We start from the raw sequence: 12,392 nt of genomic DNA, 5'->3' as shown, positions 1-12,392 counted from the left end.
GGCGATCCTTATGCGGAATAGCGCTGGAAAATCAGCGTTGCGTTGGTGCCACCGAAACCGAAGGAATTGGACAAAACGGTGTCGATCCTGGCGTTGTCGATGCGCTTGCGCACGATCGGCATGCCTTCGAATTCCGGATCGAGCTCGTCGATATGGGCGCTCTCGCCGATGAAACCGCCCTGCATCATCAGGATCGAGTAGATCGATTCCTGCACGCCGGCGGCGCCCAGCGAATGGCCGGTCAGCGACTTGGTCGAGGTGATGAACGGCATCTTGTCGCCGAACACCTCGCGGATGGCGCCCATTTCCTTGGAATCGCCGACCGGCGTCGAGGTGCCGTGCGTGTTGATGTAGTCGACCGGCGAGGACACCGTGGCGAGCGCCTGGCGCATGCAGCGCACCGCGCCTTCGCCGGAAGGCGCCACCATGTCGTAGCCGTCCGAGGTCGCGCCGTAGCCGACGATTTCGGCATAGATCTTGGCGCCGCGCGCCTTGGCGTGCTCCAACTCCTCCAGGATCAGCACGCCGGCGCCGCCAGCGATGACGAAGCCGTCGCGGTTGACGTCATATGCGCGGGAAGCGGTGGATGCCTTGTCGTTGTACTTCGACGACATGGCGCCCATCGCGTCGAACAGGTCCGACATCGTCCAGTCGAGATCCTCGTGGCCGCCGGCGAACATCACGTCCTGCTTACCCCACTGGATGAGCTCATAGGCATTGCCGATACAGTGCGCGGAGGTCGAGCACGCCGACGAGATCGAATAGTTGACGCCGTGAATCTTGAACCAGGTGGCCAAAGTGGCCGAGGCCGTCGACGACATCGCCTTCGGCACAGCGAACGGGCCGATGCGCTTGGGGCTGCCGTTCTTGAGCGTGGTCTCGGCCGCTTCGACGATGGTGCGGGTGGAGGGGCCGCCCGAGCCCATGACGATGCCGGTGCGCTCGTTGGTGATGTCGCTCTCGCCAAGCCCGGCGTCGGCAATCGCCTGGTCCATGGCGACATGGTTCCAGGCCGCGCCCTGCGACAGGAAACGCATGGCGCGCCGGTCGATCATTGCCGACGGATCGAGCGTCGGCGCGCCCCAGACCTGGCAGCGGAAACCGTGTTCGGCGAAGGAATTGGAAAAGCTGATGCCCGATTTGGCATCATGCAGCGAGGCCTGCACCTCATTGGCATTGTTGCCGATCGACGACACGATGCCGAGGCCCGTCACTACGACCCGTCTCATTCGCAACTCCTTCCGGCCCATGGCCCCGAAAACCGTAGTCGGTTTTCGCTGGGGCTCATACGCAAAATCAAAATGCTACGCTATCCCGCATCTCAAGGGCGCGCGGCACGACAATGGCGCCGGTCAAGCCGCCGCCGGTTGCTTGGACAGACCCACTTTCAGATCCGTCGCCGCGTATATGGGTTCGCCGTCCGCCTTCAGCCAGCCATCGGCGATGCCGAGCACCAGGCGCCCGCGCATCACGCGCTTGAAGTCGATGCCGTATTCCACCTTCTTGACCGACGGGGTCACCATGCCCTTGAACTTCACCTCGCCGGTCGACAGCGCCATGCCCTTGCCCGGCTCGCCGAGCCAGCCGAGATAGAAGCCGGTCAGCTGCCACATGGCGTCGAGGCCGAGGCAGCCCGGCATGATCGGATTGCCGATGAAATGGCAGGCGAAGAACCACAGGTCCGGCTTGATGTCGAATTCGGCGCGGATGAAGCCCTTGTCGAATGCGCCGCCGGTCTCGCTGATCTCGGTGATGCGGTCGAACATCAGCATCGGCGGATAGGGCAGCTGCGCGTTGCCCGGTCCGAACAACTCGCCGCGGGCGCAGGCAAGCAGTTCTTCATAATCGTAGCTGGACTTCGAACCCGCCATCAATTTCGTCCCCGTGATCGTCCCGGGCGGTGGGCGCCCTTGTCGTTGGCTTCCTAACACAATCTTTCCAAGGCCGGAAACCGGCGTTTGCGCTTAACCTGCCCATCTGCCCGGGTCAATGCGCGCGGGTGCACAAGCGTCTTGCTCTATTGATCGCATTCGGCCGACAGAATATATGTCGGAACGTGTCCAGTTTCGGCCGATGACGTTTTTTCGCCACTCTGGGCGTGTTTTTGGGCCGAAAGCGTGAGCTTCGACGGGATAGATGGATCAGGGCTGCCGGAAGGATAATGTCGCTGTGGACAAGCGGGTTCGCGAGGCCGGCCTGAGGCCGACACGCCAGCGCGTTGCGCTGGCCGATCTGCTGTTTGCCAAGGGCGATCGCCATCTGTCGGCCGAGGAACTGCATGAGGAGGCGATCGCCGCCGGCGTGCCGGTGTCGCTGGCCACCGTCTACAACGCCCTTCACCAGTTCACCCAGGCGGGCCTGCTGCGCATCCTCGCCGTCGAGGGGTCGAAGACCTATTTCGACACCAATACTTCCGACCACCACCATTTCTATATCGAAGGCGAAAACAGGATCTTCGATATCGCCAGCGGCCCGGTGACTGTCTCCAACCTGCCGGAGCCTCCGCAGGGCATGGAAATCGCCAATGTCGATATCGTGGTGAGGCTGCGCCCGAAGCGGCGCGACTGATCCGCTTCCGATGCGGCCTGTCGATCTCGCAGTAAGGCTCGAATGGTGTGTCGCTGCGGCGGCGGCCATCGTCCTCTATGCGATGACGGGCACGTCATGGTGGCTGTTCGCGCTGCTCATCCTGGCGCCGGATCTGTCGATGCTGGGCTACCTCGCCGGACCGCGCGTCGGCGCCATCGCCTACAACGCCCTGCACATGCTGATCGTCCCGCTTTTCCTGGCGCTGGCCGGATACGTCCTCGGCAGTTCCATGGCGATGGCGATCGCGCTGATCTGGATTGCCCACATCGCCATCGACCGCGCGCTCGGCTACGGCCTCAAGCTGCCCAGCGGTTTCCAGGACACCCATCTTGGCCGCATCGGCCGCCGCGAGGTCCCTGGACCTGCCGGGACGGACTAGTTCTTGACCCGCTCGCCCGGATAGGCGCCCCAGACGACCGACTGCTGCAGCCAGCCGGTGTGGCCTTCGAAGGTCATTTCGCACCATTGACCGTCGCACTTCTTGATCGAGCCCATGACGCCCGGCTCGAGGATGGCGACGACGCCTGCGTCCTTGTCGGGATCGTCAAGCAGGTTGATTCGGCCCCCCTTGCTGCGCTGCCAGGGCGCGACGATCGCGGTACGTCGGCCCGAAAGCAGCGACTGGTTGATCCAACCCTCCGAGCCGTCGGCATCCCGCACGCGGCGCCAGGTGTCGAACTCCTGGATGATTTCCATAGGCAGGCCTGCCTTCAAGTACATCCAGTCGACGGAATAGTTGGCGCCGGGGCCGACGCGCGAATTGACGCGGCCCGATTTCAGGCTGACGAAACGCGGCAAGGGAAGGCCGCTGGGACCCAGCGTGACCGTCTGCGCCGGGGCGGCCGCGCCCTGTGCCGCCACCTGCTGCGGAGAACAAAGGAGAGCGCCGAGAACGGCCGCGCTGACGGCCAGGCGAAGCGACGCGAAACCAGACACTTTCATTCCTTTCGGCGCCTGCCCGTCGGCACCGGCGCCCCTTTTTCTTTGTCTTCGGCGGCACCGCTTGTTACAGGAGTGGCTTGGCACCGCGACCGGCTTCAAGTTTCGCCTGTCTTGGTTAAAGAGGTCTCAACGAGATCGGGTTCGAGGAAACAATGGCAGGCAAGAAAAGGCCCCTCGTCGTCATCACGCGCAAGCTGCCCGATCCCGTCGAAACCCGCATGCGCGAGCTGTTCGACGCGCGGCTGAATGTCGAAGATCGGCCGATGACGCAGCCGGAGCTTGTCGACGCCGTCAAGGAAGCCGATGTGCTGGTGCCGACGATCACCGACAACATCGACGCCGCGCTGATCGCCCAGGCCGGCGATAATCTCAAGCTGATCGCCAATTTCGGCAATGGCGTCGACAAGATCGACGTGGCGGCGGCGGCGAAGAAGGGCATCACCGTCACCAACACGCCGAACGTGCTGACCGAGGATACCGCCGACATGACCATGGCGCTGATGCTGGCGGTGCCGCGGCGGCTGGCGGAAGGCGCCAACGTGCTCACCGGCGACAAGAAATGGGCCGGCTGGTCGCCGACCTGGATGCTTGGCCGCCGCATCTGGGGAAAACGACTCGGCATCGTCGGCATGGGCCGCATCGGCACCGCCGTCGCCCGGCGCGCCAAGGCCTTCGGCCTGTCGATCCACTACCACAACCGCCACCGCGTGCTGCCGGCGGTCGAGGAAGAGTTGGAAGCGACCTACTGGGAAAGCCTCGACCAGATGCTGGCCCGCATGGACATCATCTCGGTCAACTGCCCGTCGACGCCGGCGACCTTCCATCTGTTGTCGGCGCGACGCCTGGCGCTGATGCAGCCCTCTGCCTACATCGTCAACACCGCGCGCGGCGACATCATCGACGAGGAATCGCTGATCAAGCTGATCCACGACGGCAAGATCGCCGGCGCCGGGCTCGACGTCTACGAGCACGAGCCGGCGCTGAACAGCAAGCTGCTGAAGCTCGCCGCAAAGGGCAAGGTCGTGCTGCTGCCGCATATGGGTTCGGCGACGCTCGAAGGTCGCATCGACATGGGCGAGAAGGTGATCATCAACATCCGCGCCTTCTTCGACGGCCACCGTCCGCCGGACCGCGTGCTGCCACTCAGGACATGAGCTAGAAGTCGCGCCTCATCATAACCCATTCGCGTGGGCCGCTCCTGCCGCCGTACGCAACCCAGGGAAGCCTGTCGGCGGTGACGAAGCCAAGCCTGTCGTACACGGAGATCGCCGCAAGATTGTTGTCTTCGACGGTGAGGCAGAGGCCTTTTGCTCCGGCCGCGACAGCGAGTTCAGCGGCTTCTGCAAGCAACCGCCTTGCAAGTCCCCGGCCGCGGTATTCGGGATAGACGGCGATCGCAAGGATCAACCAATAGCCGACCAACCGCGTTTCCAGCGTGACGAGCGGCATGAGCGCGGGTGAAATTTCCGCCGCATAGTCGTCATTCCCTGTGAGCACCTCTCCAACCAGTCCGCCGGCAACGGCACCGTCGACCTCAATGAGGTGAGCTTTGGAGAAATGATAGGGCGAATTGGCATCCGCGGATGCCGCCCTGCGCGCCGCCTCCAGGGCCGCGTGATTGTCGCCGCTGTCCCTGATCCAGCTTTCGAGCTCGATGCCGTGTCCAGCGATGTCCACGATCGCGGCGACGTGAAGGGCATCATTCGTTGACGCGGGACGAATGCGGATGGTCATGACGTTTCGGCACGCAGCCTTATCGATCCATCCGCCGCAATGGTGATCACTCGGCCGCGAAAATGGTCGAATTGACCGCGCCCGAGCTGGATCGCCATCGGCGTCTCCCAGCCCATCTCCCTGGCGACGATGAGCCCGAGCAGGAGGATGGCGTCCGGCTCGTGCAGCACCAGCGCGGCAGGCGCCCGGCCATTGTGGACAAGCTCCATCAGCACGGCCGAGGCCGAGGACGAACCGATCGTGCCCGGCAGGAACAGCACCCGTCCGGAAATGGTCTCGCCATGCTGCGGATGGCGGACATCGGCGATGCGGCCGGTCTTCGGGTCGACGCCGCCCCAGAAGCTGATCGGCGCCGTCAGCACCAGCGCCTCGCCTTGCCCGGCTCGCCCCGGCACCAGTATTTCCGGAGCGGCGCTCATGCGGCAATATCCGTAAATCGTGGCTTACCAAGAACGGCGCTTTCGACGCAGTCGGCCAGGGAGGCGTAGAGCACGGAATAGCCGGTGTTGCCCGGCGCGTAATGCGCGAACTTGCCCGAGTTCGTCATCAGCACGCCGTTGCTGAGCTCCGGCATGATCGGCGTCACCACCACGCAGGTGTCGGCAACGATCACCACCCCGCTCGCCTCGAGCGCCTTGCGCCGGCCGCCCTGTTCGAGGCCGGACAGCGCATGGCGGCCGGTGCAGGCATAGATCGGCACGCCGAGCCGCCGCCCGGCGATCAGCCGCTCCAGCAAATCGAACTCGGCCAGCGACAGATGCGGGCTGCCGATTGCCACCGCGTCGATGGTTTTCGGCGCCACCGCCGTCGACAGGCCCGCACGGGCCTTCGCGGCCATTTCGGGCGTGACGCGGATCACCATTTCCGGCGCGGCGCCGGCGAGAATTGTCCCGGCGTCGGGCGCCTCCGGTGTCACGCCGGCAATGTGGAACAGGCCGACCGCCCCGGACGAAGCGGCGGCGGCACCGAATGCCTTCAGCGCGTCCTCGCCTGGATGATTGCCCACGCCGGTGACGACGCCGACGGTGTTACCCACCTCGCGGCCATAGAGGCTGCCAAGCACCGGCCAGGCGATCTCGGAGGCGAGGAAGGAAGGGGACAGGCCCGAAACATCGAACACCAGCCGCGCCCGCCGGTTCTCCGGGCGGTGCAGTCCGTAGTCCGGCGCGCGGCCGGTGATGGCGCAGGCGATGTCGAGGAAATCGCCATAGCGGTTGGTGCGCGCGCCGAGCACCGAATTGCAGAACACCACGGCGTTGGACTCGCCCCAGGCGACGTCGCTGCCCTGTGCCGGCCGGTGCCCGGCCTGATAGGGCGCGCAGGTCCAGCTCTGCTCGCAGCCGAGCTTGCGATAGGCCTCCATCATCCGCAGCGCCATGCCGCGCTGTGGTTCCTCCAGACGGATGCGCGAGCAGCCCATCAGGTCGAGCGCGCCGACGTTGAGCGTCGAGCGCACCACGACCCGCGCGCCGCCCTCGACGAGCCGTTCGGCGAACAGCGTGCCGGAATCGCCGTGATAAAGCGCCCCGTCTATGTGCGTCGAGGCGATCGGGATGAGTCGCGGCGCGCCGAGCAGGCGGGCGCTTTCGGCAACGATGCGCATCGCCATTCCCGCGCCGTCCCGACCGGCGGCGATCGCCTGTTCTTCGGCGCTGAGCGCGAGGCTCATGGCAGCACCTTGCGCATGGTGATCGAGGTCGGCCGGTCGTAGCCTTCATGTGCGGTGCGTTCGGTCTCGTCAAAGCCGAGCCGGGCGAAGGCGGTGTGATTTGCGGAAAGCTCGATGCGCGTCTGCAGTTCGATGGCGCGCTTGCCGTGGCTCACGGCAAGGTCCTCGGCGGCCCGCATCAGCAGCCTGCCGATGCCTTGCCCCCGCAAGTCCGGCGCGACGGCGAGCTTGCCGACATAGAGAATATCGGGCCGCTCCTGCGTGAAAACGCAGCCGATGATCCGGCCACCCTGCAGCGCCAGGAAGCCCGTTTCATGCCGGGCCTTTTCCTCGAGCTTTTCGGCGGTCAGCAGATGCGCCGAGGAAGGCGGATCGATGACTCCATCCATATAGGCAAAGGCGCGCATGATCAGCGAAAGCAGCTCGTCCCACTGCCCGAAACCGGGTGGAATGTGCGCGACGAGGACGCCGGTTGGCTGGTCCATGCGATCAGGCCTTCTTGTAGCGGATCGTGTCGAAGCGCGCGCCGAGCGCGTCGTAGAGCAAAAGCCGGCCAACCAGCGGCTCGCCGATGCCAGTGATCAGCTTGATCGCCTCCATCGCTTGCAGCGTGCCGATGACACCGGTCAGCGCGCCGATCACGCCGGCAACTGCGCAGGACGGCACCAGGCCCGGTGGCGGCGCTTCGGGAAAGAGGTCTCGGTAGCCCGGGTTGGGCCTGCCGTCGGCGCCGGTCTCGAACGGCTTCAGCACGGTCAGCGTGCCGTCGAAGCGACCGACGGCGGCATGCACCAGCGGCTTGCTTTCCGCCGCACAGGCATCGGCCACCGCGTAGCGCGTCTCGAAATTGTCGGAGCCATCGACCACGATGTCGTAGCCGGCAATGAGGGCGGGGGCGTTCTTCTCCGTCAACCTGAGACGGTGCATTTCGACCGCGACATTGGGATTGATGCGCGCGATTGCTGCTTTGGCACTGTCGGTCTTTGCTGCGCCGATGGCGTCGGTGCCATGGATCACCTGCCTTTGCAGGTTGGACAGCGAGACGGTGTCGTCGTCGACAATACCGAGCGTGCCGACACCGGCGGCGGCGAGATATTCCAGCACCGGCGCGCCGAGCCCGCCGGCGCCGATCACCAGCACCCGCGCGCGCTTGAGCTTCTGCTGGCCGGCGCCGCCGATTTCCGGCAGCACGATGTGGCGCGCGTAGCGCTCCAACTCTTCGTCTGAAAGGGCGGTCGTCATCAGCGGACCATATAGTGGGCAAAAATGCTTGTCAGGACACTTTGGTTGGCCCAACGGTGCCGTGATCGACGGTCAGGAACTGAGCGCGCCCCTCCAGGCTGGAAAACAGCGCCGCATCGGTTCCGGTCATGAACGCCTGGCAGTTCAATTCTTCCAGGATCGAGAACAGGGCGGCGCGCCGGCCGCTGTCCAGATGCGCGGCGATCTCGTCGAGCAGCAGGACCGGCGTCATCCCCGACATCTCGCCGGTGAGCCGCGCATGCGACACCACGATGCCGACCAGCAGCGCCTTCTGCTCGCCGGTCGAGCAGAGCTCGGCCGGCATCGCCTTGGGCCTGTGCCGCACCATGAGATCGGAACGATGCGGGCCGTCCAGCGTGCGCCCGGCGGCGCGGTCGCGGTCGCGGCCATTCGCCAGCGCGCGGCGGAAGCGCTCCTCGACATCGACCGCCGGCGCAGCGCCGAGCGCGTTTTCCAGGTCGCCGTCGAGGCTGATGTCGGCTTGCGGAAACGGCCCGCTGGAAGGCAGCCGCTCGATCATGGCGGCAAGCAGGCGCACAAGCTCGGCGCGGGCGGCGGCGATCGCCACGCCGGTCTCCGCCATCTGCGTTTCGATGGCGTCGAACCAGCCGCCGTCGCGCGATCCTTCCGTAAGCAGTCGGTTACGGCCTCGCATCGCCTTCTCATAGTCGAGCGCGCGTTGGCCATGGCCGGGGTCGATCGCCAGAACCAGCCGGTCGAGAAAGCGCCGCCGGTCGGCGGCCGGCCCGGGGAACAGGCCGTCCATCGCCGGCGTCAGCCAGACGACCCGCAGCCATTCCAGCATGTCCTCGGCCGATCGCGCGGCGGCGCCGTTGATCCGCACGCGCCTGCCGCTTTCGCCGCTGTCGCCACCTGCAATGCCGGTGCCGATCTCGACCTGGCCTTCCGGTCCCTCGATGCGGGCATGCAGCGCAAAACCGCCATCGCCGCCTTCGCGCGCCAGGTCGGCATAGGGCGCGCGGCGCAGCCCGCGCCCGGGCGTCAGCAACGAAATCGCCTCCAGCAGATTGGTCTTGCCGGCGCCATTGTCGCCGGACAGCACGACTGCTCCGGGCGAGAGGTCGACGGAAAGTGCCGCGTAGTTGCGGAAATTGGTAAGCGTGAGCTTACTTATGTGAGTTTGCTGCTGGAGCTTTGTTGCACCTGCGGTCACGGCAGCAAAATCGCCTCGTTGGCGGTCTAGACCCGCATCGGCATCAGCACGTAGAGCGCGGTCTCGTCGGCCATGTCGTGGATCAGCGTCGGCGAGCCGGCATCGGCCAGCATGAATTTCGCTTCCGTTCCGGTGAGCTGCGCGGCGACGTCGAGCAGATACTTGGCGTTGAAACCGATCTCGATCGGGTCGGACGAATAGTCGGCCGCCAGTTCCTCGGTGGCGCTGCCCGAATCCGGATTGTTGACAGCGAGCGTCACTTGGCCCTCCGCGATGGACAGCTTCACCGCCCGGCCGCGCTCCGAGGAAATTGTCGAGACACGGTCGACCGCCGCGGCAAAGCTCTGGCGGTCGATGATCAGCTTCTTGTCGTTGCCGGTCGGAATGACGCGCTGATAGTCCGGAAAGGTGCCGTCGATCAGCTTCGAGGTCAAAACGACGCTGCCGATGGTGAAGCGGATCTTGGTGTCGGAAAGCTCGGTGGTGACGGCCACATCCGGGTCGTCGACCAGCTTCTGCAATTCGCTGACCGTCTTGCGCGGGATGATGATGCCCGGCATGCCTTCCGAACCCGCAGGCGCGTCGATCTCGGCGCGCGCCAGGCGGTGGCCGTCGGTCGCCACGGAACGCAGCTTCAGCTTGCCGCCGGCTTCATGTGTGTGCAGGTAAATGCCGTTGAGATAGTAGCGCGTCTCCTCGGTGGAGATGGCGAACTGCGTCTTCTCGATGAGGCCTTTCAGGTCGACCGAATCGAGCCGGAAGATGTGCGAGAAGGAGCCGGCCGAGAGTTCCGGGAAATCGGACTGCGGCAGGCACTGCAGACGGAAGCTGGACCGGCCCGAGGTGACGGTCATCGCATTACCGTCCTCGTCGGTCTTCAGCATCACCTCCGCCCCATCGGCAAGCTTGCGCACGATGTCGTAGAGCAGGTGCGCCGGGACGGTGGTGGCTCCGCCGCGCTCGACCTTGGCGGGCGTGGCTTCGGTCACTTCCAGGTCGAGGTCGGTCGCCTTCATCTCGAGGCTGGCGCCCTCGGCGCTGAGCAGCACGTTAGACAGGATCGGTATGGTGTTGCGCCGCTCGACCACGCGGTGGACATGGTTGAGCGACTTCAGGAGATTTGACCGTTCCAGGATAACACGCATGACGAAACAGGCTCGCTTGAATGAATGAGCGGGTCTCCGGCGAGCGGCGCCCCGCGAAAGCTCTGAACAGGCTCAGAATCTGCTTAAACTGACAGGAAAAAGCCTGCAAACGCAAGCCCGCGCCACCGGTTCGGACCGGTTGCGCGGGCTTTCTGGGGATAAAGCCCGCGAAGTCCCGGTTAACGCATGTCGCCCAAAACTACGCAGCGGTTTTTGGGCAACGACACGCATCAGAAACAACAAGCTGAAGCGCGTCGCAGAGCCCGTTTCAGGCGCGACGCGCTTCAGCCCTTTCCCTGCCGCTCAAGCCTGGTCGTTGATCAGTCTTCGCAAGAGTTCCAGTTCCTGCGCCAGCGTGTTGTCGGCGCCCGAAAGGTCCTCGATCTTGCGCACCGCATGCAGCACGGTCGTATGGTCGCGGCCGCCGAACCGCCGTCCGATCTCGGGCAGCGAGCGTGGCGTCATCACCTTCGACAGGTACATGGCGACCTGCCGCGGCTTGACGATGGTGCGCGTGCGCCGGTTGGACAGAAGCTCGGTCTTCGACACGTTGTAGTGGCGGGCGACGATGCGCTGGATGTCCTCGATGCGCACTCGCTTCGGCTCGCCCGAGCGATAGATGTGGCCGAGGATCTCGTCGATACGATCGATGCTGATCTGCGGCTCGAAGGACTGCCTGAACAGGAGCTGGTTGAAGGCGCCTTCCAGCTCGCGTCCGCTGCCGGTCACCGTGCGGGCGACATGGTTGAGGATCTCTTCCGAAATGTCGAGCGAGGCGTCGTCGACCTTGGCCGTGGCGAGGCGCAGCTTCAGCATGCCGATGCGCATGGCGAAGTCCGGCGCCGACATTTCCAGCGCCACGCCGCCATTGAGGCGGGAGCGCACGCGCGGCTCCAGCGACTCCAGCTCCGACGGCGGCCGGTCGGCTGCGACCACCACCTGCTTGGCGCTGTCGAGCAGCATGTTGATCAGGTGGCAGAACTCATGCTGGATCGACTTGCCCTGCAGGAACTGCATGTCGTCGATGATCAGGAGATCGATATCGCGCAGCTGCTCCTTCAGCGTCAGCGCATTGTTGTCGCGGATGGCGGTGGCGAAGCGCCACATGAAATACTCGGCCGTCAGGTAGACGACGCGCGATTTCGGGTTGTGCATCAGCGATTCCGCCGCGATCGCCTGCAGAAGATGCGTCTTGCCGAGACCGACCGTTGCATGGAGGAAAAGCGGGTTGAAGCGCACCGCGCTCGACTGCGATTCCGCCACCGCCTTGGCGGCGGCGAAGGCCACCCGGTTCGACGGGCCTTCGATGAAGGAATTGAAGGTGTAGCGCGGATCGAGCGGCGACCCCAGCACATTGTGCCGGAACTCGGTTTCGGCGGGCACGCCCGGGCGCGGCGCCGGCGCCCGTTCCACCCTGCCTGTCGCGGCGGTGCCCGCGGCGAGCGCCGTCTGCGTCTGTCGGGTCATCTTACGCGCCGGCGCCACCTCTGGCTCGACGCCGTTGCGCGTCTGGCGCGTGGCGGTGCGCACGACGATCTCGATCTTGAGGACCTCGGGATCCTCGTGCTTCCACAGTTCCGCGATCAGGTCGAGATAATGGCCGTTGATCCACGAACGCAGGAAGGCCGTGGGTACGGAGATGCGGACAATCCCCCGGGACGCCTCCGCGACCTTCATCCGGCCGAACCAGCTTGAATAGACCTCGGCTCCCAGGCGTGCCTTCAGCTGGGTCTTGACGCGCTCGAACTTCTGTTCCGCGTCGCTGGAAGCCGCCATGCTGTCCCCTCCGACGAATGTTGTTGGGAATGGGAGTTCACTCGTTAGCTCCCTTTCGATGCCGCTCTGCATGATCGAGTTCCTTGTCCTTTTGTACCCT

Annotated in this window: 14 protein-coding genes; 3 read left to right on the top strand and 11 right to left on the bottom strand. The window is 65.1% G+C overall.

Annotated features, from left to right (window positions below; all coding sequences use genetic code 11):
- Positions 1–8 precede the first annotated feature (8 nt).
- Together fabB and fabA are read right to left on the bottom strand one after the other, a co-directional pair.
- The gene (gene fabB, locus JG743_RS00070; protein ID WP_202296764.1) at positions 9–1,229 is read right to left on the bottom strand and encodes a beta-ketoacyl-ACP synthase I; all 1,221 of its coding nucleotides are present in this window, start codon (positions 1,227–1,229) and stop codon (positions 9–11) included.
- A gap of 123 nt (positions 1,230–1,352) precedes the next feature.
- The gene (fabA, locus tag JG743_RS00065; protein WP_202296762.1) at positions 1,353–1,871 is read right to left on the bottom strand and encodes a 3-hydroxyacyl-[acyl-carrier-protein] dehydratase FabA; all 519 of its coding nucleotides are present in this window, start codon (positions 1,869–1,871) and stop codon (positions 1,353–1,355) included.
- Between the two features lie 265 nt (positions 1,872–2,136).
- On the opposite strand from fabA, the gene irrA reads away from it, so the two are divergent.
- Both irrA and JG743_RS00055 read left to right on the top strand, forming a co-directional pair.
- On the top strand, positions 2,137–2,568 hold the full coding sequence (gene irrA / locus JG743_RS00060) for an iron response transcriptional regulator IrrA (protein ID WP_126056655.1): 432 nt from the start codon (positions 2,137–2,139) through the stop codon (positions 2,566–2,568).
- A 10-nt stretch (positions 2,569–2,578) separates the two neighbouring features.
- Complete coding sequence (locus tag JG743_RS00055) at positions 2,579–2,968, top strand: DUF4260 domain-containing protein (protein ID WP_202296759.1); 390 nt, start codon at positions 2,579–2,581, stop codon at positions 2,966–2,968.
- Here JG743_RS00055 and JG743_RS00050 read toward each other — a convergent pair.
- Positions 2,965–3,525, bottom strand: coding sequence for an SH3 domain-containing protein (locus JG743_RS00050; RefSeq protein WP_202296757.1), 561 nt, complete (start codon positions 3,523–3,525; stop codon positions 2,965–2,967). The genes JG743_RS00055 and JG743_RS00050 overlap by 4 nt on opposite strands.
- A 158-nt stretch (positions 3,526–3,683) precedes the next feature.
- Between JG743_RS00050 and JG743_RS00045 the strand changes: the two genes are divergently transcribed.
- On the top strand, positions 3,684–4,685 hold the full coding sequence (locus JG743_RS00045) for a 2-hydroxyacid dehydrogenase (protein WP_202296755.1): 1,002 nt from the start codon (positions 3,684–3,686) through the stop codon (positions 4,683–4,685).
- A 1-nt stretch (position 4,686) separates the two neighbouring features.
- Here the strand turns inward: JG743_RS00045 and JG743_RS00040 are convergent, their stop codons facing one another.
- From JG743_RS00040 to dnaA, 8 genes are all read right to left on the bottom strand, one after another.
- Positions 4,687–5,265: a GNAT family N-acetyltransferase gene (locus JG743_RS00040; protein WP_202296753.1), complete on the bottom strand. Its 579-nt coding sequence runs from the start codon at positions 5,263–5,265 to the stop codon at positions 4,687–4,689.
- A complete protein-coding gene (locus JG743_RS00035) occupies positions 5,262–5,684 on the bottom strand; it encodes an aconitase X swivel domain-containing protein (RefSeq protein ID WP_202296751.1) in 423 nt (140 codons plus the stop codon). Before JG743_RS00035 ends, JG743_RS00040 begins: the two co-directional genes overlap by 4 nt.
- Positions 5,681–6,934, bottom strand: a complete 1,254-nt coding sequence (locus tag JG743_RS00030; RefSeq protein WP_202296749.1) for an aconitase X — start codon at positions 6,932–6,934, stop codon at positions 5,681–5,683. Before JG743_RS00030 ends, JG743_RS00035 begins: the two co-directional genes overlap by 4 nt.
- On the bottom strand, positions 6,931–7,419 hold the full coding sequence (locus JG743_RS00025) for a GNAT family N-acetyltransferase (RefSeq protein WP_202296747.1): 489 nt from the start codon (positions 7,417–7,419) through the stop codon (positions 6,931–6,933). Before JG743_RS00025 ends, JG743_RS00030 begins: the two co-directional genes overlap by 4 nt.
- Before the next feature lie 4 nt (positions 7,420–7,423).
- Positions 7,424–8,176: a molybdopterin-synthase adenylyltransferase MoeB gene (locus JG743_RS00020; protein WP_202296745.1), complete on the bottom strand. Its 753-nt coding sequence runs from the start codon at positions 8,174–8,176 to the stop codon at positions 7,424–7,426.
- Between the two features lie 31 nt (positions 8,177–8,207).
- Complete coding sequence (gene recF, locus JG743_RS00015) at positions 8,208–9,371, bottom strand: DNA replication/repair protein RecF (RefSeq protein WP_202296743.1); 1,164 nt, start codon at positions 9,369–9,371, stop codon at positions 8,208–8,210.
- A gap of 26 nt (positions 9,372–9,397) precedes the next feature.
- The gene (gene dnaN / locus JG743_RS00010; RefSeq protein ID WP_202296741.1) at positions 9,398–10,516 is read right to left on the bottom strand and encodes a DNA polymerase III subunit beta; all 1,119 of its coding nucleotides are present in this window, start codon (positions 10,514–10,516) and stop codon (positions 9,398–9,400) included.
- A gap of 303 nt (positions 10,517–10,819) precedes the next feature.
- Positions 10,820–12,292 (bottom strand): chromosomal replication initiator protein DnaA, encoded by a 1,473-nt coding sequence (gene dnaA / locus JG743_RS00005; protein WP_244673027.1) that lies wholly within the window; start codon positions 12,290–12,292, stop codon positions 10,820–10,822.
- Positions 12,293–12,392 lie beyond the last annotated feature (100 nt).

Source organism: Mesorhizobium sp. 131-2-1 (assembly GCF_016756535.1).
Lineage (GTDB): Bacteria > Pseudomonadota > Alphaproteobacteria > Rhizobiales > Rhizobiaceae > Mesorhizobium.
The sequence above is the reverse complement of the archived record's forward strand: the minus strand, read 5'-3'. Positions and strand labels throughout refer to the sequence as shown.

What these genes read in the sequence shown, in the direction of transcription:
- fabB (WP_202296764.1), bottom strand. Translation starts at nt 1,229, where the DNA reads ATGAGACGGGTCGTAGTGACGGGCCTCGGCATCGTGTCGTCGATCGGC.
- fabA (WP_202296762.1), bottom strand. Translation starts at nt 1,871, where the DNA reads ATGGCGGGTTCGAAGTCCAGCTACGATTATGAAGAACTGCTTGCCTGC.
- irrA (WP_126056655.1), top strand. Translation starts at nt 2,137, where the DNA reads ATGGATCAGGGCTGCCGGAAGGATAATGTCGCTGTGGACAAGCGGGTT.
- JG743_RS00055 (WP_202296759.1), top strand. Translation starts at nt 2,579, where the DNA reads ATGCGGCCTGTCGATCTCGCAGTAAGGCTCGAATGGTGTGTCGCTGCG.
- JG743_RS00045 (WP_202296755.1), top strand. Translation starts at nt 3,684, where the DNA reads ATGGCAGGCAAGAAAAGGCCCCTCGTCGTCATCACGCGCAAGCTGCCC.
- JG743_RS00040 (WP_202296753.1), bottom strand. Translation starts at nt 5,265, where the DNA reads ATGACCATCCGCATTCGTCCCGCGTCAACGAATGATGCCCTTCACGTC.
- JG743_RS00035 (WP_202296751.1), bottom strand. Translation starts at nt 5,684, where the DNA reads ATGAGCGCCGCTCCGGAAATACTGGTGCCGGGGCGAGCCGGGCAAGGC.
- JG743_RS00030 (WP_202296749.1), bottom strand. Translation starts at nt 6,934, where the DNA reads ATGAGCCTCGCGCTCAGCGCCGAAGAACAGGCGATCGCCGCCGGTCGG.
- JG743_RS00025 (WP_202296747.1), bottom strand. Translation starts at nt 7,419, where the DNA reads ATGGACCAGCCAACCGGCGTCCTCGTCGCGCACATTCCACCCGGTTTC.
- JG743_RS00020 (WP_202296745.1), bottom strand. Translation starts at nt 8,176, where the DNA reads ATGACGACCGCCCTTTCAGACGAAGAGTTGGAGCGCTACGCGCGCCAC.
- dnaN (WP_202296741.1), bottom strand. Translation starts at nt 10,516, where the DNA reads ATGCGTGTTATCCTGGAACGGTCAAATCTCCTGAAGTCGCTCAACCAT.
- dnaA (WP_244673027.1), bottom strand. Translation starts at nt 12,292, where the DNA reads ATGGCGGCTTCCAGCGACGCGGAACAGAAGTTCGAGCGCGTCAAGACC.